Genomic DNA, 20,235 nt, shown 5'->3' on the forward strand with positions numbered 1-20,235 from the left:
GGCTAACAAAATGGCTCGTAAGACCCCTATCAGCCTGTATCGCAATATCGGTATTTCTGCCCATATTGACGCGGGTAAAACAACCACAACAGAACGTATTTTGTTCTATACAGGTTTGACTCATAAATTGGGCGAAGTGCATGACGGCGCGGCTACTACCGACTACATGGAACAAGAGCAAGAGCGTGGTATTACCATTACTTCTGCTGCTGTGACTTCTTATTGGTCCGGTATGGCGAAACAGTTCCCTGAGCACCGTTTCAACATCATCGACACCCCGGGACACGTTGACTTTACCGTAGAGGTAGAGCGTTCTATGCGTGTATTGGACGGCGCAGTAATGGTTTACTGTGCAGTAGGCGGTGTTCAACCTCAATCTGAAACCGTATGGCGTCAAGCTAACAAATACCAAGTACCTCGCTTGGCATTTGTAAACAAAATGGACCGTCAAGGTGCCAACTTCTTCCGCGTTGTTGAGCAAATGAAAACCCGTTTGCGCGCAAACCCTGTACCTATCGTGATTCCGGTTGGTGCGGAAGACAGCTTCAGCGGTGTTGTTGACCTGTTGAAAATGAAATCCATTATTTGGAATGAAGCCGATAAAGGTACAACCTTTACCTATGGCGATATTCCTGCTGAATTGGTTGAGACTGCTGAAGAATGGCGTCAAAACATGATTGAAGCCGCAGCAGAAGCCAGCGAAGAATTGATGGACAAATACTTGGGCGGTGATGAGCTGACTGAAGAAGAAATCGTAGGCGCATTGCGTCAACGTACTTTGGCCGGCGAAATTCAACCAATGTTGTGCGGTTCAGCATTCAAAAACAAAGGTGTTCAACGTATGTTGGACGCAGTTGTAGAATTGCTGCCTGCTCCTACCGACATTCCTCCAGTTCAAGGTGTTAACCCTAACACTGAAGAAGCTGACAGCCGTCAAGCCAGCGATGAAGAGAAATTCTCTGCATTGGCGTTCAAAATGTTGAACGACAAATACGTTGGTCAGTTGACTTTCATCCGCGTTTACTCTGGTGTGGTGAAATCCGGTGATACCGTATTGAACTCTGTAAAAGGTACTCGCGAACGTATCGGTCGCTTGGTACAAATGACTGCTGCAGACCGTACTGAAATTGAAGAAGTGCGTGCTGGCGACATCGCAGCCGCTATCGGTCTGAAAGACGTTACCACTGGTGAAACCTTGTGTGCAGAAAGCGCACCGATCATCTTGGAACGCATGGAATTCCCTGAGCCGGTAATTCATATTGCCGTTGAGCCGAAAACCAAAGCCGACCAAGAGAAAATGGGTATTGCCCTGAACCGTCTGGCAAAAGAAGACCCATCTTTCCGTGTTCGTACAGACGAAGAATCCGGTCAAACCATTATTTCCGGTATGGGTGAGCTGCACTTGGAAATTATTGTTGACCGTATGAAACGCGAATTCGGCGTGGAAGCAAATATCGGTGCGCCTCAAGTGGCTTACCGCGAAACCATCCGCAAAGAAGTTGAAGCTGAATACAAACACGCCAAACAATCTGGTGGTAAAGGTCAATACGGTCACGTTGTGATCAAAATGGAACCTATGGAACCAGGTGGTGCGGGTTACGAATTTATCGACGAAATTAAAGGTGGTGTGATTCCTCGCGAATTTATTCCGTCTGTCGATAAAGGTATTCGCGATACTTTGCCTAACGGTATCGTTGCCGGTTACCCGGTAGTTGACGTACGTGTGCGTTTGATCTTCGGTTCTTCACATGACGTTGACTCCTCTCAACTGGCCTTCGAATTGGCTGCGTCTCAAGCCTTCAAAGAAGGTATGCGTAAAGCCAACCCAGCTCTGTTGGAACCAATCATGGCAGTTGAGGTGGAAACACCTGAAGAATACATGGGTGACGTAATGGGTGACTTGAATCGTCGCCGTGGTGTCGTATTGGGTATGGATGATGACGGTATCGGCGGTAAAAAAGTCCGTGCCGAAGTACCTCTGGCAGAAATGTTCGGTTACTCAACCGACCTGCGTTCTGCAACCCAAGGCCGTGCTACTTACTCCATGGAGTTCAAAAAATACGCTGAAGCTCCTGCTCACGTAGCTGCTGCTGTAACTGAAGCCCGTAAAGGCTAATCAAAAGGCCGTCTGAAACTGAAAATAAATTTTCAGACGGCCATTGTTCTTTAATCGATCTTTATATGTAAAGGAATTAGCTCATGGCTAAGGAAAAATTTGAACGTAGCAAACCGCACGTAAACGTTGGTACTATCGGTCACGTTGACCATGGTAAAACCACTCTGACTGCTGCATTGACTACTATTTTGGCTAAAAAATTCGGTGGCGCTGCAAAAGCTTACGACCAAATCGATAACGCTCCTGAAGAAAAAGCCCGCGGTATTACCATTAATACTTCACACGTAGAATACGAAACTGAAACCCGTCACTACGCACACGTAGACTGCCCGGGCCACGCCGACTACGTTAAAAACATGATTACCGGTGCTGCCCAAATGGACGGCGCTATCTTGGTATGTTCCGCAGCTGACGGTCCTATGCCGCAAACTCGCGAACATATTCTGTTGGCTCGCCAAGTAGGTGTACCTTACATCATCGTGTTCATGAACAAATGCGACATGGTTGACGATGCCGAGTTGTTGGAACTGGTTGAAATGGAAATTCGTGACCTGCTGTCAAGCTACGACTTCCCAGGTGACGACTGCCCGATCGTACAAGGTTCTGCACTGAAAGCTTTGGAAGGTGATGCTGCTTACGAAGAAAAAATCTTCGAACTGGCTGCCGCTTTGGACAGCTACATCCCAACACCTGAGCGTGCCGTAGACAAACCTTTCTTGTTGCCTATCGAAGACGTATTCTCTATCTCTGGCCGTGGTACAGTAGTAACCGGTCGTGTAGAGCGCGGCATCATCCACGTTGGTGACGAGATCGAAATCGTAGGTCTGAAAGAAACCCAAAAAACCACTTGTACCGGCGTTGAAATGTTCCGCAAACTGCTGGACGAAGGTCAAGCAGGTGACAACGTAGGCGTATTGCTGCGTGGTACTAAACGTGAAGACGTAGAGCGTGGTCAAGTATTGGCTAAACCAGGTACCATCACTCCTCACACCAAGTTCAAGGCAGAAGTATACGTACTGAGCAAAGAAGAGGGTGGTCGTCACACTCCATTCTTCGCTAACTACCGTCCACAATTCTACTTCCGTACTACCGACGTAACTGGTGCAGTTACTTTGGAAGAAGGCGTAGAAATGGTAATGCCGGGTGAGAACGTAACCATTACTGTAGAACTGATTGCGCCTATCGCTATGGAAGAAGGTCTGCGCTTTGCGATTCGCGAAGGTGGCCGTACCGTAGGTGCAGGTGTGGTTTCTTCTATTATCGCTTAATTGAGGGATATTGATAAATGGCAAACCAAAAAATCCGTATCCGCCTAAAAGCTTATGACTACAGTCTGATTGACCGTTCTGCGCAAGAAATCGTTGAAACTGCTAAACGCACTGGTGCTGTTGTTAAAGGTCCGATTCCTTTGCCAACTAAAATCGAACGTTTCAACATTTTGCGTTCTCCTCACGTGAACAAAACTTCTCGTGAACAATTGGAAATCCGCACCCACTTGCGTCTGATGGACATTGTGGACTGGACTGATAAAACTACTGATGCATTGATGAAACTGGATCTTCCAGCAGGTGTAGATGTAGAAATTAAAGTTCAATAAGAACTGGAAAACCGAACAGCTTAGCTGTTCGGTTTTTTATAAAATTCTTAGGCCGTCTGAAAATTTCTGATATTTTGTAGTATTCTCCAGAAAAAAAGAGGGGCTTAAGAAGTTAAATTGAAATTTTTGTTGATATTTCTTTGAGTTGTCAATTATAATGGCGGACTTGGTACATCCGTATCAAGTTTAACTTTGTCTGAAAGGCAGGCCAATCGTAGCCCGCCCCTTTACTTAAAAAGGAAAATAATCATGACTTTAGGTCTGGTTGGACGCAAAGTTGGTATGACTCGCGTGTTCGACGAACAGGGTGTTTCTGTTCCGGTAACTGTTTTGGATATGTCTGCCAACCGCGTTACACAAGTAAAATCCAAAGATACTGACGGCTACACTGCTGTACAAGTTACCTTTGGTCAGAAAAAAGCTAATCGTGTCAACAAAGCTGAGGCTGGTCACTTTGCGAAAGCAGGTGTTGAAGCCGGCCGTGGTTTGGTTGAATTTGCTTTGACTGAAGAGAAATTGGCTGAATTGAAAGCCGGTGATGAAATTACCGTTTCCATGTTTGAAGTTGGTCAATTAGTGGATGTAACCGGCACCTCTAAAGGTAAAGGTTTCTCTGGTACGATCAAACGTCATAACTTCGGTGCTCAACGTACTTCCCACGGTAACTCCCGTTCACACCGTGTTCCTGGTTCTATCGGTATGGCACAAGACCCTGGTCGAGTGTTCCCTGGTAAACGTATGGCAGGTCAATACGGTAACACTAAAGCAACTGTTCAAAAATTGGAAGTTGTACGTGTTGATGCTGAACGCCAACTCTTGTTGGTTAAAGGTGCTGTTCCGGGTTCGGTTAACAGCGACGTCGTGGTTCGTCCTAGCGTGAAAGTAGGTGCGTAATGGAATTGAAAGTAATTGACGCTAAAGGACAAGTATCTGGCAGCTTGGCTGTTTCTGATGCTTTGTTTGCTCGTGAATACAATGAAGCTCTGGTTCACCAACTGGTTACTGCTTATTTGGCAAATGCCCGTTCTGGTAACCGTGCTCAAAAAACTCGTGCCGAAGTAAACCACTCTACTAAAAAACCATGGCGCCAAAAAGGTACCGGCCGTGCTCGTTCCGGTATGACTTCTTCTCCGCTGTGGCGTAAAGGTGGTCGTGCATTCCCAAACAAACCTGACGAAAACTTTACTCAAAAAGTGAACCGTAAAATGTACCGTGCCGGTATGGCGACTATTTTGTCCCAATTAGCTCGTGACGAACGTTTGTTTGCAATCGAAGCATTGACTGCTGAAACTCCTAAAACTAAAGTTTTTGCCGAACAAGTGAAAAACTTGGGTTTGGAGCAAGTTCTGTTTGTAACTAAACAGCTCGACGAGAATGTTTACTTGGCTTCACGCAACTTGCCTAACGTATTGGTTTTGGAAGCCCAACAAGTTGATCCTTACAGCTTGCTGCGTTACAAAAAAGTCGTTATCACTAAAGATGCAGTTGCACAATTAGAGGAGCAATGGGTATGAATCAACAACGTTTGACTCAAGTAATCTTGGCACCTATCGTTTCTGAAAAAAGCAACGTATTGGCTGAAAAACGTAACCAAATGACGTTTAAAGTTTTGGCAAATGCAACCAAACCTGAAATTAAAGCAGCAGTTGAGTTGCTGTTCGGTGTTCAAGTTGCAGACGTTACTACTGTTACCATTAAAGGTAAAATTAAACGTTTTGGTCGCACTTTAGGTCGTCGCAGCGATGTTAAAAAGGCTTACGTAAGCCTGGCTGCCGGTCAAGAGTTGGATTTGGAAGCCGCTGCTGCAGCTGCAGATAAGGAATAAACAAAATGGCAATCGTTAAAATGAAGCCGACCTCTGCAGGCCGTCGCGGCATGGTTCGCGTGGTAACAGAAGGTTTGCACAAAGGTGCACCTTATGCACCTCTGCTGGAAAAGAAAAATTCTACTGCCGGTCGTAACAACAATGGTCATATCACTACCCGCCATAAAGGTGGTGGTCATAAACACCATTACCGTGTTGTAGATTTTAAACGTAACAAAGACGGTATCCCTGCAAAAGTGGAGCGTATCGAGTATGACCCTAACCGTACTGCATTTATCGCATTGTTGTGCTATGCAGATGGTGAACGTCGCTACATCATTGCTCCTCGTGGTATTCAAGCCGGCGCAGTATTAGTTTCCGGTGCTGAAGCTGCTATCAAAGTAGGTAACACTCTGCCGATTCGCAATATTCCAGTTGGTACAACTATTCACTGTATCGAAATGAAACCAGGTAAAGGTGCACAAATTGCTCGTTCAGCTGGTGCTTCTGCGGTATTGCTTGCAAAAGAAGGTGCTTACGCTCAAGTTCGTTTGCGTTCTGGTGAAGTGCGCAAAATTAGCGTGAATTGCCGTGCAACTATTGGTGAGGTTGGTAACGAAGAACAAAGCCTGAAAAAAATCGGCAAAGCTGGTGCTAACCGCTGGCGTGGTATTCGTCCGACCGTTCGTGGTGTTGTCATGAACCCTGTCGATCACCCACATGGTGGTGGTGAAGGCCGTACTGGTGAAGCTCGCGAACCGGTTAGCCCATGGGGTACTCCTGCTAAGGGCTACCGCACTCGTAATAACAAACGCACGGATAACATGATTGTTCGTCGTCGTTACTCAAATAAAGGTTAATTAGTATGGCTCGTTCATTAAAAAAAGGCCCATATGTAGACCTGCATTTGCTGAAAAAAGTAGATGCTGCTCGTGCAAGCAACGACAAACGCCCAATTAAAACTTGGTCACGTCGTTCTACCATTTTGCCTGATTTCATTGGTCTGACTATCGCTGTACATAACGGTCGCACTCACGTGCCTGTGTTTATCAGTGACAACATGGTTGGTCATAAATTAGGTGAGTTCTCATTGACCCGTACCTTTAAAGGCCACTTGGCCGATAAAAAGGCTAAAAAGAAATAAGGTGAATCATGAGAGTAAGTGCACAACATAAAAATGCCCGTATTTCAGCTCAAAAGGCTCGCTTGGTAGCTGATTTGATTCGTGGTAAAGACGTTGCCCAAGCTTTGAATATCTTGGCATTCAGCCCTAAAAAAGGTGCTGAGCTAATTAAAAAAGTATTGGAATCAGCAATCGCTAATGCCGAGCACAACAATGGTGCTGACATTGACGAACTGAAAGTGGTAACTATCTTTGTTGACAAAGGCCCAAGCTTGAAACGTTTCCAAGCTCGTGCCAAAGGTCGCGGTAACCGCATCGAGAAACAAACTTGTCATATTAATGTGACAGTGGGCAACTAAGGAAAAGCTATGGGACAAAAGATTAACCCTACAGGCTTTCGCCTGGCGGTAACTAAAGACTGGGCTTCAAAATGGTTTGCTAAAAGCACCGACTTTTCAACTGTTTTGAAACAAGATATTGATGTTCGTAATTACTTGCGCAAAAAATTGGCAAATGCTTCAGTTGGTCGCGTAGTAATCGAACGTCCTGCTAAATCTGCACGTATCACTATCCACTCTGCTCGTCCAGGTGTGGTTATTGGTAAAAAAGGTGAGGATATCGAAATCTTGAAACGTGACTTGCAAGCTCTGATGGGTGTGCCAGTTCATGTAAATATTGAAGAGATTCGCCGTCCTGAGTTGGATGCGCAAATTATTGCTGATGGTATTGCTCAGCAACTTGAAAAACGCGTCCAATTCCGTCGTGCAATGAAACGTGCAATGCAAAATGCAATGCGTTCTGGTGCCAAAGGCATCAAGATCATGACTTCAGGCCGTCTGAATGGTGCTGATATCGCTCGTAGCGAATGGTACCGTGAAGGTCGCGTACCTTTGCATACTTTGCGTGCAAATGTAGATTATGCAACTAGCGAAGCGCACACTACTTATGGTGTACTGGGTCTGAAAGTTTGGGTTTATACAGAAGGTAATATTAAATCTTCTAAACCTGAGCATGAGAAGAAACAAAGAAAGGCAGGTGGACGTAATGCTGCAGCCAACTAGACTGAAATATCGCAAGCAACAAAAAGGTCGTAACACTGGTATTGCTACTCGCGGTAACAAAGTAAGTTTCGGTGAGTTCGGTTTGAAAGCCGTAGGCCGTGGTCGTTTGACTGCCCGCCAAATCGAAGCTGCTCGTCGTACTATGACTCGTCATATTAAACGTGGCGGTCGCATTTGGATTCGTGTATTCCCTGATAAACCAATTACTGAGAAACCTATCCAGGTTCGTATGGGTGGCGGTAAAGGTAATGTGGAATATTACATTGCTGAAATTAAACCAGGCAAAGTATTGTACGAAATGGACGGTGTTCCTGAGTCTTTGGCTCGTGAAGCATTTGAATTGGCCGCTGCCAAATTGCCTATTCCTACAACCTTTGTGGTAAGACAGGTGGGTCAATAATGAAAGCAAATGAATTGAAAGACAAATCTATTGAGCAATTAAACTCTGATTTGTTGGACTTGTTGAAAGCTCAGTTTGGCTTGCGCATGCAAAATGCAACCGGTCAGTTGGGTAAATCTAGCGAGTTGAAACGTGTACGTCGCGATATTGCTCGTATTAAAACCATTTTAACTGAAAAAGGTGCTAAGTAATGAGCGAAGCTAAAAATGTTCGTACTTTGCAAGGCAAAGTGGTAAGCGACAAAATGGACAAAACTGTTACAGTATTGGTTGAGCGTAAAGTTAAACACCCTCTGTACGGTAAAATCATTCGTTTATCAACTAAAATCCATGCACATGATGAAAGCAATCAATATGGCATCGGTGACGTAGTGGTAATCGAGGAGTCTCGTCCTTTGTCAAAAACCAAGTCTTGGGTTGTCAAAGAATTGGTTGAGAAAGCACGTACTGTTTGATTTAAAATACAGTAATGCAGCTTAATAAGAAACGAAGTCTTGCAGCAAAATTAATTTGCGTGTAAACTTCGTTTCTTATCTTCCAGCTTCTTATGGAAGTTTCTCTCCCTTCGGGATCCAAGACTGGTTTACTAGAACCGTGATGGTTTCATTTAATAAGCAGCTTAAAGTAAGGTGCGAGTTATATGAAAGTGGTAAATTAAGTTGGTTAATTTAAAGGTACTAATATGATTCAAATGCAGACCATCTTAGATGTGGCTGATAACTCTGGTGCGCGTCGCGTGATGTGTATCAAGGTATTAGGCGGATCTAAGCGTCGCTACGCTTCTGTTGGCGATATTATTAAAGTTGCAGTTAAAGATGCAGCCCCACGTGGTCGTGTCAAAAAAGGTGATGTATACAATGCGGTAGTTGTTCGTACTGCTAAGGGTGTGCGTCGTCCTGATGGTGCGCTAATTAAATTTGATAACAACGCCGCTGTGTTATTAAATAATAAACTTGAACCTCTGGGTACTCGTATTTTTGGCCCGGTAACCCGTGAATTGCGTACTGAGCGATTTATGAAAATCGTTTCATTGGCGCCTGAAGTATTATAAGGAATAGCGCGATGAATAAAATCATTAAAGGCGATCAGGTTGTAGTGATTACCGGTAAAGATAAAGGTAAGCAAGGTCAAGTAGTTCGAGTGTTGGGTGATAAAGTTGTTGTTGAAGGTGTGAATGTTGTGAAACGCCATCAAAAACCTAATCCAATGCGTGGTATTGAGGGTGGCATTATTACTAAAGAAATGCCTTTGGATATTTCTAATATTGCAATCCTGAATCCGGAAACTAATAAAGCAGACCGTGTTGGTATTAAGCTGATTGAAAATGAAGGCAAAGTTAAACGCGTTCGTTTCTTCAAATCAAATGGCTCTATCATTGGAGCATAAGGAGATAACATGGCTCGTTTGAGAGAGTTTTATAAAGATACAGTTGTTCCTGAGTTGGTTAAACAATTTGGTTACAAATCAGTAATGGAAGTTCCACGTATTGAGAAAATCACCTTGAATATGGGTGTGGGTGAAGCTGTTGCTGATAAAAAAGTTATGGAGCACGCTGTTTCTGATTTAGAGAAAATTGCTGGTCAAAAGCCAGTTGTTACTGTTGCTCGTAAATCTATCGCGGGTTTTAAAATCCGTGATAACTATCCAGTTGGTTGCAAAGTAACATTGCGTCGTGATCAAATGTTTGAATTCTTGGATCGTTTGATTACTATTGCGTTGCCTCGCGTACGTGACTTCCGTGGTGTAAGCGGTAAATCATTTGATGGTCGTGGCAATTACAATATGGGCGTTCGTGAGCAAATTATTTTCCCGGAAATTGAATACGATAAAATCGATGCTTTGCGTGGTTTGAATATTACTATTACAACTACTGCAAAAACTGATGAAGAAGCGAAAGCTTTGTTGTCACTATTCAAGTTTCCGTTTAAAGGATAATCATGGCTAAGAAAGCACTTATTAATCGTGAGCTGAAACGTCAAGCATTGGCGAAAAAGTTTGCAGCTAAACGTGAGGCAATTTTCGCTGTTATTAATGATGCTAATGCGACTGAAGAAGAACGCTTTGAAGCACGTTTGAAATTTCAATCCATTCCTCGTAATGCAGCACCTGTACGTCAACGTCGTCGTTGTGCTTTAACAGGTCGTCCTCGTGGCACTTTCCGTAAATTTGGTTTGGGCCGTATTAAGATCCGTGAAATCGCTATGCGTGGCGAGATCCCTGGTGTTGTTAAAGCTAGCTGGTAATAGGAGTATAAATAATGAGTATGCATGATCCTATTTCCGATATGTTGACTCGTATTCGCAATGCGCAACGTGCTAATAAAGCAGCAGTTGCCATGCCTTCCTCTAAACTGAAATGTGCAATTGCAAAAGTTCTGAAAGAAGAAGGTTATATCGAGGATTTTGCGGTTTCTGCTGATGCAAAACCGGTATTGGAAATTCAATTGAAATACTATGCAGGTCGTCCTGTGATTGAGCAAATTAAACGTGTTTCACGTCCAGGTTTGCGTATTTACAAAGCATCAAGTGAGATCCCTAGCGTAATGAATGGCCTGGGTGTCGCTATTGTTAGTACTTCTAAAGGTGTAATGACTGATCGCAAAGCCCGTTCTGAGGGTGTTGGTGGTGAGTTGTTGTGCATCGTAGCCTAGTGGAGAAATGTAAATGTCACGCGTCGCAAAAAACCCAGTGACTGTTCCTGCTGGTGTAGAAGTAAAATTCGGAACAGATGCATTGGTAATCAAAGGTAAACATGGCGAATTGTCCTTTCCTTTGCATTCCGATGTTGCTATTGAACTAAACGATGGTAAATTGACTTTTGCTGCAAAAAATGACAGTAAACAGGCTAATGCTATGTCTGGTACTGCTCGTGCATTGGTTAATAACATGGTTAAGGGTGTTTCTGAAGGTTTTGAGAAAAAACTTCAATTGATTGGTGTGGGTTATCGTGCCCAAGCGCAAGGCAAAGTTTTGAACTTGTCTTTGGGTTTCTCTCATCCAATCGTATACGAAATGCCTGAAGGTGTTTCCGTTCAAACTCCTAGCCAAACAGAAATCGTTTTGACTGGTGCAGATAAACAAGTGGTTGGCCAAGTCGCTGCTGAAATTCGTGCATTCCGTTCTCCTGAACCTTATAAAGGCAAAGGTGTTCGTTATGTAGGTGAAGTAGTAGTGATGAAAGAAGCCAAGAAAAAATAATTGAGGTTCACTAATGGATAAACATACAACCCGACTCCGTCGTGCACGCAAAACCCGTGCGCGTATTGCGGACTTGAAAATGGTAAGATTATGTGTGTTCCGCAGCAATAATCATATTTATGCTCAAGTAATTAGTGCTGAAGGTGATAAAGTATTGGCTCAAGCCTCTACATTGGAAGCTGAAGTACGTAGTAGCCTGAAATCAGGTAGCAACGTTGAAGCAGCAGCTGTAGTTGGTAAGCGTATTGCTGAAAAAGCTAAAGCAGTAGGTGTTGAAAAAGTTGCTTTTGACCGTTCAGGTTTCCAATATCACGGTCGTGTGAAAGCTTTGGCTGAAGCTGCACGTGAAAATGGTTTAAGCTTCTAATATTTGGAGACTTTCAGATGGCAAAACATGAAATTGAAGAACGCGGTGACGGCCTGATTGAAAAGATGGTCGCAGTTAATCGCGTGACTAAAGTAGTTAAAGGTGGCCGTATCATGGCTTTCTCTGCACTGACTGTTGTTGGTGATGGTGATGGTCGCATCGGTATGGGTAAGGGTAAATCAAAAGAAGTGCCAGTTGCTGTTCAAAAAGCAATGGATCAAGCACGCCGCTCTATGATTAAAGTACCTTTGAAAAATGGTACTATTCATCATGAAGTTATTGGTCGTCATGGCGCTACTAAAGTATTTATGCAACCTGCTAAAGAAGGTAGCGGTGTAAAAGCTGGTGGTCCAATGCGTTTAGTATTTGATGCTATGGGTATCCATAACATCTCAGCTAAAGTGCATGGTTCTACTAACCCTTACAATATTGTACGTGCTACATTAGACGGTTTGTCTAAACTGTATACCCCTGCTGATATTGCCGCTAAACGTGGCTTGACAGTAGAAGATATTTTGGGAGCTAACCATGACTGAGCAAAAAAAGATTAAAGTTACATTGGTTAAGAGCCTGATCGGTACAATTGAATCTCATCGTGCTTGTGCTCGTGGCTTAGGTTTGCGTCGTCGTGAGCATACAGTAGAGGTTTTGGATACCCCTGAAAACCGTGGTATGATTAATAAAATCAGCTACTTGTTGAAAGTGGAGTCTTAATATGTTTTTGAATACTATTCAACCTGCTGAGGGTGCTACTCACGCTAGTCGTCGTGTAGGCCGTGGTATTGGTAGTGGCCTGGGTAAGACAGGTGGTCGTGGCCATAAAGGTCAAAAAAGCCGTGCTGGCGGTTTCCACAAGGTAGGTTTTGAAGGTGGTCAAATGCCTTTGCAACGTCGCCTGCCTAAGCGTGGTTTCAAATCTTTGACTGCTGCCGCTAATGCTGAAGTTCGTTTGAGTGAGTTGAATCTGATTGCTGTAAACGAAATTGATGTTTTGGTTCTTAAACAAGCTGGTCTGATTCCTGCGACTGCTTCTAATGTAAAAGTTATTGCTTCTGGTGAAATTTCAAAAGCGGTTACCTTGAAAGGTGTAAAAGCTACTAAAGGTGCTAAAGCTGCAATTGAAGCTGCTGGTGGCAAAGTAGAAGAATAAGGCTTGCACTATAGTGGCTAATCAACAATCTTTATCAGGATTATCCAAATTTGGAGATCTGAAAAAACGTCTAGTGTTTCTATTAGGAGCTTTAGTCGTTTTCCGTATTGGTGCTCATATACCGGTACCGGGCGTAGATGCTGTTGCATTAGCTAAGTTATACGAAGGCGCTGCAAACGGCATATTCGGAATGTTAAATATGTTCTCGGGTGGTTCGTTGGAGCGCTTTAGTATATTTGCAATTGGTATCATGCCTTATATTTCATCGTCGATTATTGTTCAGCTTGCTTCAGAGATCATTCCTTCTTTAAAAGCTTTAAAAAAGGAAGGTGAAGCTGGTCGGAAAATAATTACGAAATATACTAGGTATGGGACGGTATTATTGGCTGTATTACAAAGCTTTGGTGTTGCAACATTTGTTTATCAACAAGGAGTTGTTGTAACAAGTTCGCTTGAGTTTCATATTTCTACAGTAGTCTGTTTGGTTACAGGTACGATGTTTTTGATGTGGTTGGGGGAGCAAATTACCGAGCGTGGTATCGGTAATGGTATTTCCTTAATTATTACAGCAGGTATTGTATCGGGTATTCCATCTGGTATTGTTCGGTTGTTGACTTTGACTGAACAAGGCTCTATGAGTATGTTAATGGCAGTATCTATTGTTATTGGTATTTTGCTGTTGATCTATGCTGTAGTATATTTTGAAAGTGCTCAGCGTAAGGTTCCTGTGCATTATGCTAAAAGGCAATTTGGCTCTGGAATGATGCCAGGACAAAGCATTCATATGCCGTTCAAGCTAAATATGGCCGGTGTTATTCCTCCTATTTTTGCTTCCAGTATTATTCTCTTTCCATCTACTCTTTTAGGTTGGTTTGGTTCAAATAGTACGAATTCTATTCTTCACAAGGTTGCTGCAATGCTGCAACATGGGCAGCCTTTGTATATTGTATTATTTGCAACAACTATTATCTTCTTCTGCTATTTCTATACTGCTTTAGTATTTAGTCCTAAAGAAATGGCTGAGAATTTGAAGAAAAGTGGTGCATTTGTACCTGGTATTCGCCCAGGTGAGCAAACTTCTAGATATTTGGAAAAAGTTGTACTGAGACTGACATTATTTGGTGCTTTGTATATCACTACAATCTGTCTGATACCTGAATTTTTAACGACAGCATTGAATGTGCCTTTCTATTTAGGCGGAACGTCTTTGCTTATCTTGGTTGTCGTTACAATGGATTTTAGGACGCAAATCAATTCCTACGTAATGAGTAGTCAGTATGAAGATTTGATGAGTCGTCCAGATATGAAATCTTTATCACGTAAGTAGGCTTATGGCTAAAGAAGATACCATACAGATGCAGGGTGAAATCCTTGAGACTTTGCCCAATGCAACGTTTAAAGTAAAACTGGAAAATGATCATGTAGTACTTGGTCATATATCTGGCAAAATGCGGATGCACTATATCCGTATTTCTCCAGGTGATAAGGTAACAGTTGAATTAACTCCTTATGATTTAACCCGTGCTCGGATTGTTTTCCGAGCAAGATAAACGATAAAAGGAAATAAAATGCGTGTACAACCTTCTGTAAAGAAAATTTGTCGCAATTGCAAGATTATTCGTCGTAATCGTGTAGTTCGCGTAATTTGTACTGACCCACGTCACAAACAACGTCAAGGCTAAGAAGTTAGTTTTCTTAACTCTTGATTTTGTGGTATAGTGACATACTTTGCCCTAAAAAGGAAAAAATATGGCTCGTATTGCAGGGGTAAATATCCCTAATAATGCCCATATCGTAATTGGTCTTCAGGCTATTTATGGTATTGGTGCGACTCGTGCTAAATTGATTTGTGAGGCAGCAAATATTGCTCCTACTACTAAAGCAAAAGATTTGGACGAGGCTCAATTAGACGCTTTGCGTGAGCAAGTTGCTAAATATGAAGTTGAAGGTGATTTGCGTCGTGAGGTAACGATGAGCATTAAACGACTGATGGATATGGGTTGCTATCGTGGCTTCCGTCATCGTCGTGGCTTGCCTTGTCGTGGTCAACGCACTCGCACAAATGCCCGTACCCGTAAAGGTCCGCGCAAAGCGATTGCCGGTAAGAAATAAATTTTAAGGAATTTGATTAATGGCTAAAGCAAACACAGCTTCGCGTGTACGTAAAAAAGTACGTAAAACCGTAAGCGAAGGTATTGTGCACGTTCATGCATCTTTCAACAATACCATCATTACAATCACTGACCGTCAAGGCAATGCATTGTCTTGGGCTACCTCTGGCGGCGCTGGTTTTAAAGGTTCTCGTAAAAGTACACCATTTGCAGCACAAGTTGCAGCAGAAGCAGCTGGTAAAGTTGCCCAAGAGTATGGCGTTAAAAATTTAGAAGTCCGCATTAAAGGCCCTGGCCCTGGTCGCGAATCTTCTGTACGTGCTTTAAACGCTCTTGGTTTCAAGATTACCAGCATTACTGACGTTACCCCGTTGCCTCATAACGGTTGCCGTCCGCCTAAAAAACGTCGTATTTAATATTGGAGTGATTTAAAACATGGCACGTTATATTGGCCCTAAATGTAAATTAGCACGTCGCGAAGGTACGGATCTGTTTTTGAAGAGTGCACGTCGCTCTTTGGATTCAAAATGTAAAATGGATTCTGCACCTGGTCAGCACGGTGCGAAAAAACCACGTTTGTCAGACTACGGTTTGCAATTGCGTGAAAAACAAAAAATCCGTCGTATTTATGGCGTGTTAGAACGCCAATTCCGTCGTTACTTTGCGGAAGCTGATCGTCGTAAAGGTTCTACCGGTGAATTGCTGTTGCAATTGCTGGAGTCCCGTTTGGACAATGTCGTTTATCGTATGGGTTTTGGCTCTACCCGCGCTGAAGCACGTCAATTGGTTTCTCATAAAGCTATCGTTGTAAACGGTCAGGTTGTTAATATCCCTTCTTTCCAAGTTAAAGCAGGCGATGTTGTAGCTGTTCGTGAAAAAGCTAAGAAACAAGTACGTATCCAAGAGGCATTGAGCTTGGCTACTCAAATTGGCTTGCCAAGCTGGGTATCTGTTGATGCCGACAAATTGGAAGGTGTATTCAAAAATATGCCGGATCGCTCAGAATTGTCTGGCGATATTAATGAACAGCTGGTGGTAGAGTTCTACTCTAAATAATGCTAGCTCAATGAGGGACAGTTAAATGCAAAATAGCACAACCGAATTTTTGAAACCTCGTCAAATCGATGTAGATACCTTGTCTTCTACTCGAGCTAAGGTGTCTATGCAGCCATTTGAGCGTGGTTTTGGTCATACTTTAGGTAATGCTTTGCGTCGTATCTTACTGTCATCCATGAATGGCTTTGCCCCAACTGAAGTAGTTATTTCTGGCGTATTGCACGAATACTCTACTATTGATGGTGTTCAAGAGGATGTTGTTGACGTTCTCTTGAATATCAAAGGTATCGTATTTAAGCTTCACGGTCGTAATCAAGTTCAGTTGACTTTGAAAAAAGCAGGTGCCGGTGCTGTTGTAGCCGGTGATATTGATTTGCCACATGATGTGGAAATCATCAATCCTGAACATGTTATTTGCCACTTGTCCGACAATGGTCAAATCGACATGGAAATTAAAGTAGAGCAAGGTCGTGGTTATCAATCTGTTTCAGGTCGTCGCGTATTGCGTGATGAGAACAAACAGATTGGTGCGATTCAGTTGGATGCGAGCTTTTCGCCCATCAGTCGTGTTAGCTTTGAAGTTGAACCTGCACGCGTAGAGCAACGTACGGATTTGGATAAATTGGTTTTGGATATTGAAACCAATGGTTCTATTGATCCAGAAGAAGCTGTACGTAGTGCCGCACGTATCTTAATTGACCAAATGTCTATTTTTGCAGATCTGCAAGGTACTCCGGTTGAAGAGGTTGAAGAAAAAGCGCCTCCTATCGATCCTATCTTGCTACGTCCTGTGGATGATTTGGAATTAACCGTACGTTCAGCTAATTGTCTGAAAGCTGAAGATATTTACTATATTGGCGATTTGATTCAACGTACTGAAACTGAGCTTCTCAAGACCCCTAATTTGGGTCGTAAATCTTTGAATGAGATCAAAGAAGTGTTGGCCTCTAAAGGTCTGACATTAGGTTCTAAATTAGAAGCTTGGCCGCCTGTAGGCTTAGAAAAGCCGTAAGTTTGAAGATTAAAGGATAATGACATGCGTCATCGTAATGGCAACCGCAAATTAAACCGTACTAGCAGCCACCGCGCTGCGATGCTGCGCAATATGGCGAATTCCTTGTTGACTCACGAAACCATCGTGACAACTTTGCCTAAAGCAAAAGAATTGCGCCGCGTAGTTGAGCCCTTGATTACCTTGGGTAAAAAACCTTCTTTGGCAAACCGTCGTTTGGCTTTTGACCGCACTCGCGATCGTGATGTTGTAGTTAAATTGTTTGACGAATTAGGTCCACGCTTTGCTGCTCGTAACGGCGGCTATGTTCGTGTACTGAAATACGGTTTCCGTAAAGGCGACAATGCTCCTTTGGCATTGGTTGAATTGGTTGATAAAGCAGCTGATTCTGCTGAATAAGCAAATTAATATGAAAGCACTACCTATTTAGGTAGTGCTTTTTTCATTTAGGAAGTCTCTATTTTATTTTGCAACACTACAAATTTATTGTTTCGTTCAATGGGGGGATATAGTTGTAGCTCCCTTTCTCATTTCGCAGTGCTACAATGTCTCAACGGGAAACCCTTATTATGTAAGGGTTTCCCGTTTTATTTTGTCTAAAAAAGCGGCTTTAAAATAATAATAGTTGGTCGGAATTTACCCTTTTTTCTTGGGTTTTCAGCTCTCCCAATAGTAGTTTCATGGTGGCATATTGCTTTTCTGTTACTTCCAAACAGCGGATGGAACCCTCTTGCGGCAGGTTTGCACATAGCCTATTGTAGTGTTTTTGCAACGAGTCTTGACCTTTGATAATACGGCTGTATACGGAAAGTTGGAGCATTTGGTATCCATCTTTTAATAGAAACTGGCGGAATTGATTGGTGGCTTTGCGCTTGGCCAGTAGGTTGAAGAAGACGATAATCCTTATGAATTTGGCCTCACTCATATTGGTATTCTTTCAATGGTAAGACTTCAGGTAATTCCAGCTGTTTGGCGTTTTTGTCGGCTACGCTGGCTTGAAATGAAGAAACCGTTTTGTCGATGGCAGCCAAGGTGCTGAAGTGCTGCCGTTCGATGCGGATTTGACAGTGAAGGGTCTTGATAAGGTTTTGTTTGATGCCGGGGTCAGTTCAGTCTTCAGACGGCCTGTAATGTCTTCATCGGTTTTGAATAGGGAGAATGCCGTGCCGATTTCATCTTGTAATTCGGGAGAAAGGTTTAATGGGGATTTTTTGTCTTTCAAACCTTCTTTTTCCAGCGCACGGCTGATGGCGTGGTAGGCCTTCATTTCCATCAATGTTGAGGCTTCGGCATTGTCTTTGCCGTAACGCAAGCCTTTGAAAAAGGCGGTATCTTCTAAACCCAGCAGCTTACGGGCTTGTGCGTAAGTCAGTTTAGATTTTCTGTATGGCTCGTCCATAAGCGTGGCGCGTTCGGTATTGGTCAATGGCCGCTCGCTGCCTTGCTCTAAAATACGCAGGTTGTTCAGCTTGGTCAGCCAGATGAAACGTTCGGCTGTGTAGGTGTTTTTAGCGGCTTTCAGCTCTGTCGGTTCGAAGGTGCAATGCCCCAACATTTTTTGAACAGCATCGCCTGACAAGGCAGGGCGTTGCGTCATCAGCAGGGTTTCGATACTTTCTTTAAGGCCGTCTGAAAAGATGTGCCGCAACGCTCTGCCCCTTAAGGCTTCTGCTTTAAGGGGCATCGTTTTGTCTAAATGGCAGGGATTAAAAAGGCCGTCTGAAATTTCAGACGGCCTTTGGTTTTACCAGATATCGGATTTGATTTTGCGTTTCAAGCCTGGGTGTTCAGAGAGTTTGAACTCTGGGTCTTTGCCCATTTTCAGCTTGGCTGTGTAGTCTTTCAACAGTAGGAAGGCAAGTGGGGACAGGAGCAGGATGGCAACGAGGTTAATCCATGCCATGATGCCCATGGCCATGTCTGCCATATCCCATACTAAGGGTACGTTGGCAACTGCGCCGAAGTAGACCCATGCCAAAACCAGCATACGGAAAACGGCGGTAACCAGCCAATGGCTCTTGATGAATTGGACGTTGGACTCGGCATAGGCATAGTTGCCGATAACGGTTGAAAAGGCAAACATAAACAGGATGGCAGCAAGGAAGCCCGCTCCCCATTCGCCTACCTGGCTGACGATTGCCGCTTGGGTCAGCGCCGCACCGCTCAGGTCGCCGTAAGGCTGTTGATAGGTCAAGACGATAAAGGCGGTGCATGAGCAGACGATGATGGTATCGACGAAAACGCCCAGCATTTGAATCATGCCTTGGGAGACGGGGTGTTTTACTTCGGCTGCGGCTGCGGCGTTCGGCGCGGAACCCATACCCGCCTCATTGGAATACAGGCCGCGTTTGATGCCCTGCATCATGGTGGTCGAAATCAGACCGCCGAGGAAACCGCCTGCAGCCGAATCAAAGTTGAACGCGTTGGAGAAAATCTGACCGAACACGTCAGGAATCAGGGAAATATTGGTAGCAATGATGAAGAGTGCTATGACGAGATATAAAACCGCCATCAGCGGAACGATAATTTCCGCGGCTTTAGATACGCGACGGATACCGCCGAAGATAATCGGGGCAGTCAGAATGACCAAGGCGACACCGACATAGTGTTGATCCCAGCCCCATGCCGCTTTGGTGGTATCGGCGATGGTATTGGTCTGTACGGCTTCAAATACAAAGCCGAAACAGAAAATCAGGCTCAGGGCGAACAAAATGCCCAGCCATTTTTGTCCCAGGCCTTGAGTTATGTAGTAGGCAGGACCGCCGCGGAAGTGGTGGTTGTCGTAGTCCCGGACTTTAAAGAGTTGGGCCAGTGAAGATTCGACGAACGCCGAACTCATGCCGATTAAGGCGGTTACCCACATCCAGAATACCGCGCCCGGCCCGCCGAGTTTGATGGCAATCGCCACGCCGGCGATGTTGCCCACGCCTACGCGGCTGGCCAAGCCGGTGACGAATGCTTGGAACGGTGTGATTCCGTGCGGATCATCACCTTGTTTGCGGCCGCCCAGCATTTCTTTGATACTGCGGCCGAAGAGGCGGAATTGTACAAAACCGGTGGTAATAGTGAAAAATAGGCCTGCGCCTAAAAGCATATATACCAATCCCGACCACATTGGGTCGTTGATGGCGTTTACCCAGCCGTGAAGCTGTTCGAAAAATTGATCCATACAAACCTTTCAGAGTTTCTGAATTTTCAGACGGCCTGTGTGTGGAGGCTGTCTGTAACTGGATGTATTCTAG

The 20,235-nt window shown here is 44.0% G+C and carries 33 protein-coding genes and 1 pseudogene; 31 read left to right on the plus strand and 3 right to left on the minus strand.

What is annotated here, in order from left to right; genetic code table 11:
- Nucleotides 1-10: 10 nt before the first annotated feature.
- The 31 genes from fusA to rplQ all read left to right on the plus strand — a co-directional run bounded on the left by fusA (nt 11) and on the right by rplQ (nt 17,392).
- Complete coding sequence (gene fusA / locus ACTHRY_RS08140; RefSeq protein WP_036491326.1) at nt 11-2,116, plus strand: elongation factor G; 2,106 nt, start codon at nt 11-13, stop codon at nt 2,114-2,116.
- 83 nt (nt 2,117-2,199) lie between these two features.
- Nucleotides 2,200-3,384 carry an elongation factor Tu gene (tuf, locus tag ACTHRY_RS08145; protein WP_003684779.1) on the plus strand — a complete coding sequence of 395 codons (1,185 nt, stop codon included), beginning with the start codon at nt 2,200-2,202 and terminating at the stop codon, nt 3,382-3,384.
- 17 nt (nt 3,385-3,401) lie between these two features.
- Nucleotides 3,402-3,713 carry a 30S ribosomal protein S10 gene (rpsJ, locus tag ACTHRY_RS08150; RefSeq protein ID WP_002642322.1) on the plus strand — a complete coding sequence of 104 codons (312 nt, stop codon included), beginning with the start codon at nt 3,402-3,404 and terminating at the stop codon, nt 3,711-3,713.
- A gap of 249 nt (nt 3,714-3,962) precedes the next feature.
- On the plus strand, nt 3,963-4,607 hold the full coding sequence (rplC, locus tag ACTHRY_RS08155) for a 50S ribosomal protein L3 (RefSeq protein ID WP_003749272.1): 645 nt from the start codon (nt 3,963-3,965) through the stop codon (nt 4,605-4,607).
- Nucleotides 4,607-5,227 carry a 50S ribosomal protein L4 gene (gene rplD / locus ACTHRY_RS08160; RefSeq protein WP_003684798.1) on the plus strand — a complete coding sequence of 207 codons (621 nt, stop codon included), beginning with the start codon at nt 4,607-4,609 and terminating at the stop codon, nt 5,225-5,227. Before rplC ends, rplD begins: the two co-directional genes overlap by 1 nt.
- Nucleotides 5,224-5,538 carry a 50S ribosomal protein L23 gene (gene rplW / locus ACTHRY_RS08165; protein ID WP_003749274.1) on the plus strand — a complete coding sequence of 105 codons (315 nt, stop codon included), beginning with the start codon at nt 5,224-5,226 and terminating at the stop codon, nt 5,536-5,538. The genes rplD and rplW overlap by 4 nt, the downstream gene beginning before the upstream one ends.
- A gap of 5 nt (nt 5,539-5,543) precedes the next feature.
- A complete protein-coding gene (gene rplB, locus ACTHRY_RS08170; RefSeq protein ID WP_003684813.1) occupies nt 5,544-6,377 on the plus strand; it encodes a 50S ribosomal protein L2 in 834 nt (277 codons plus the stop codon).
- 5 nt (nt 6,378-6,382) lie between these two features.
- Nucleotides 6,383-6,661: a 30S ribosomal protein S19 gene (rpsS, locus tag ACTHRY_RS08175; RefSeq protein ID WP_002215422.1), complete on the plus strand. Its 279-nt coding sequence runs from the start codon at nt 6,383-6,385 to the stop codon at nt 6,659-6,661.
- 8 nt (nt 6,662-6,669) lie between these two features.
- Nucleotides 6,670-6,999, plus strand: coding sequence for a 50S ribosomal protein L22 (rplV, locus tag ACTHRY_RS08180; protein ID WP_003749277.1), 330 nt, complete (start codon nt 6,670-6,672; stop codon nt 6,997-6,999).
- 9 nt (nt 7,000-7,008) lie between these two features.
- Entirely contained in the window at nt 7,009-7,701 is a 693-nt protein-coding gene (gene rpsC / locus ACTHRY_RS08185; protein WP_003684753.1) for a 30S ribosomal protein S3, read from the plus strand.
- Nucleotides 7,685-8,101: a 50S ribosomal protein L16 gene (gene rplP, locus ACTHRY_RS08190; protein ID WP_003749279.1), complete on the plus strand. Its 417-nt coding sequence runs from the start codon at nt 7,685-7,687 to the stop codon at nt 8,099-8,101. Before rpsC ends, rplP begins: the two co-directional genes overlap by 17 nt.
- The gene (gene rpmC, locus ACTHRY_RS08195) at nt 8,101-8,292 is read left to right on the plus strand and encodes a 50S ribosomal protein L29 (RefSeq protein ID WP_003684705.1); all 192 of its coding nucleotides are present in this window, start codon (nt 8,101-8,103) and stop codon (nt 8,290-8,292) included. Before rplP ends, rpmC begins: the two co-directional genes overlap by 1 nt.
- Nucleotides 8,292-8,555 (plus strand): 30S ribosomal protein S17, encoded by a 264-nt coding sequence (gene rpsQ, locus ACTHRY_RS08200; protein WP_003749281.1) that lies wholly within the window; start codon nt 8,292-8,294, stop codon nt 8,553-8,555. Before rpmC ends, rpsQ begins: the two co-directional genes overlap by 1 nt.
- A gap of 227 nt (nt 8,556-8,782) precedes the next feature.
- On the plus strand, nt 8,783-9,151 hold the full coding sequence (gene rplN, locus ACTHRY_RS08205; RefSeq protein ID WP_002215434.1) for a 50S ribosomal protein L14: 369 nt from the start codon (nt 8,783-8,785) through the stop codon (nt 9,149-9,151).
- Between the two features lie 11 nt (nt 9,152-9,162).
- Entirely contained in the window at nt 9,163-9,486 is a 324-nt protein-coding gene (rplX, locus tag ACTHRY_RS08210) for a 50S ribosomal protein L24 (RefSeq protein ID WP_003684754.1), read from the plus strand.
- 9 nt (nt 9,487-9,495) lie between these two features.
- On the plus strand, nt 9,496-10,035 hold the full coding sequence (gene rplE / locus ACTHRY_RS08215) for a 50S ribosomal protein L5 (protein WP_003684750.1): 540 nt from the start codon (nt 9,496-9,498) through the stop codon (nt 10,033-10,035).
- Nucleotides 10,036-10,037: 2 nt separating this feature from the next.
- Nucleotides 10,038-10,343 (plus strand): 30S ribosomal protein S14, encoded by a 306-nt coding sequence (gene rpsN, locus ACTHRY_RS08220; protein WP_003684736.1) that lies wholly within the window; start codon nt 10,038-10,040, stop codon nt 10,341-10,343.
- Between the two features lie 14 nt (nt 10,344-10,357).
- A complete protein-coding gene (gene rpsH, locus ACTHRY_RS08225; RefSeq protein ID WP_003684738.1) occupies nt 10,358-10,750 on the plus strand; it encodes a 30S ribosomal protein S8 in 393 nt (130 codons plus the stop codon).
- A 13-nt stretch (nt 10,751-10,763) separates the two neighbouring features.
- The gene (gene rplF / locus ACTHRY_RS08230; RefSeq protein WP_003749285.1) at nt 10,764-11,297 is read left to right on the plus strand and encodes a 50S ribosomal protein L6; all 534 of its coding nucleotides are present in this window, start codon (nt 10,764-10,766) and stop codon (nt 11,295-11,297) included.
- Between the two features lie 13 nt (nt 11,298-11,310).
- On the plus strand, nt 11,311-11,664 hold the full coding sequence (rplR, locus tag ACTHRY_RS08235) for a 50S ribosomal protein L18 (RefSeq protein WP_003749287.1): 354 nt from the start codon (nt 11,311-11,313) through the stop codon (nt 11,662-11,664).
- 17 nt (nt 11,665-11,681) lie between these two features.
- Nucleotides 11,682-12,200 (plus strand): 30S ribosomal protein S5, encoded by a 519-nt coding sequence (rpsE, locus tag ACTHRY_RS08240; protein WP_003684704.1) that lies wholly within the window; start codon nt 11,682-11,684, stop codon nt 12,198-12,200.
- Nucleotides 12,193-12,378 (plus strand): 50S ribosomal protein L30, encoded by a 186-nt coding sequence (gene rpmD, locus ACTHRY_RS08245; protein ID WP_003684808.1) that lies wholly within the window; start codon nt 12,193-12,195, stop codon nt 12,376-12,378. The genes rpsE and rpmD overlap by 8 nt, the downstream gene beginning before the upstream one ends.
- Nucleotide 12,379: 1 nt before the next feature.
- Nucleotides 12,380-12,814, plus strand: a complete 435-nt coding sequence (gene rplO, locus ACTHRY_RS08250) for a 50S ribosomal protein L15 (RefSeq protein WP_003749291.1) — start codon at nt 12,380-12,382, stop codon at nt 12,812-12,814.
- 13 nt (nt 12,815-12,827) lie between these two features.
- Complete coding sequence (gene secY / locus ACTHRY_RS08255; protein ID WP_049323404.1) at nt 12,828-14,141, plus strand: preprotein translocase subunit SecY; 1,314 nt, start codon at nt 12,828-12,830, stop codon at nt 14,139-14,141.
- A gap of 4 nt (nt 14,142-14,145) precedes the next feature.
- Complete coding sequence (gene infA, locus ACTHRY_RS08260) at nt 14,146-14,364, plus strand: translation initiation factor IF-1 (protein WP_003684714.1); 219 nt, start codon at nt 14,146-14,148, stop codon at nt 14,362-14,364.
- Between the two features lie 18 nt (nt 14,365-14,382).
- Entirely contained in the window at nt 14,383-14,496 is a 114-nt protein-coding gene (gene rpmJ, locus ACTHRY_RS08265; protein ID WP_003697674.1) for a 50S ribosomal protein L36, read from the plus strand.
- Nucleotides 14,497-14,563: 67 nt separating this feature from the next.
- Complete coding sequence (gene rpsM / locus ACTHRY_RS08270) at nt 14,564-14,926, plus strand: 30S ribosomal protein S13 (RefSeq protein WP_003749295.1); 363 nt, start codon at nt 14,564-14,566, stop codon at nt 14,924-14,926.
- 19 nt (nt 14,927-14,945) lie between these two features.
- Nucleotides 14,946-15,341 (plus strand): 30S ribosomal protein S11, encoded by a 396-nt coding sequence (gene rpsK / locus ACTHRY_RS08275; RefSeq protein ID WP_002216249.1) that lies wholly within the window; start codon nt 14,946-14,948, stop codon nt 15,339-15,341.
- Nucleotides 15,342-15,360: 19 nt separating this feature from the next.
- Nucleotides 15,361-15,981: a 30S ribosomal protein S4 gene (rpsD, locus tag ACTHRY_RS08280; RefSeq protein ID WP_003749296.1), complete on the plus strand. Its 621-nt coding sequence runs from the start codon at nt 15,361-15,363 to the stop codon at nt 15,979-15,981.
- Nucleotides 15,982-16,006: 25 nt separating this feature from the next.
- On the plus strand, nt 16,007-16,993 hold the full coding sequence (locus tag ACTHRY_RS08285) for a DNA-directed RNA polymerase subunit alpha (RefSeq protein WP_003749298.1): 987 nt from the start codon (nt 16,007-16,009) through the stop codon (nt 16,991-16,993).
- A gap of 24 nt (nt 16,994-17,017) precedes the next feature.
- Nucleotides 17,018-17,392 (plus strand): 50S ribosomal protein L17, encoded by a 375-nt coding sequence (gene rplQ / locus ACTHRY_RS08290; protein WP_003684792.1) that lies wholly within the window; start codon nt 17,018-17,020, stop codon nt 17,390-17,392.
- 211 nt (nt 17,393-17,603) lie between these two features.
- On the opposite strand, the gene cas2 is transcribed toward rplQ, so the two are convergent.
- The 3 genes and pseudogenes from cas2 to ACTHRY_RS08305 all read right to left on the minus strand — a co-directional run bounded on the left by cas2 (nt 17,604) and on the right by ACTHRY_RS08305 (nt 20,162).
- The gene (cas2, locus tag ACTHRY_RS08295; protein ID WP_049323409.1) at nt 17,604-17,918 is read right to left on the minus strand and encodes a CRISPR-associated endonuclease Cas2; all 315 of its coding nucleotides are present in this window, start codon (nt 17,916-17,918) and stop codon (nt 17,604-17,606) included.
- Between the two features lie 174 nt (nt 17,919-18,092).
- Nucleotides 18,093-18,626, minus strand: a pseudogene (locus ACTHRY_RS08300) (type II CRISPR RNA-guided endonuclease Cas9); the annotation flags it as partial.
- Nucleotides 18,627-18,737: 111 nt separating this feature from the next.
- A complete protein-coding gene (locus ACTHRY_RS08305; RefSeq protein WP_049323414.1) occupies nt 18,738-20,162 on the minus strand; it encodes an alanine/glycine:cation symporter family protein in 1,425 nt (474 codons plus the stop codon).
- Nucleotides 20,163-20,235 lie beyond the last annotated feature (73 nt).

The sequence above is a fragment of the Neisseria sp. P0004.S004 genome (assembly GCF_051963335.1).
Taxonomy (GTDB): domain Bacteria; phylum Pseudomonadota; class Gammaproteobacteria; order Burkholderiales; family Neisseriaceae; genus Neisseria.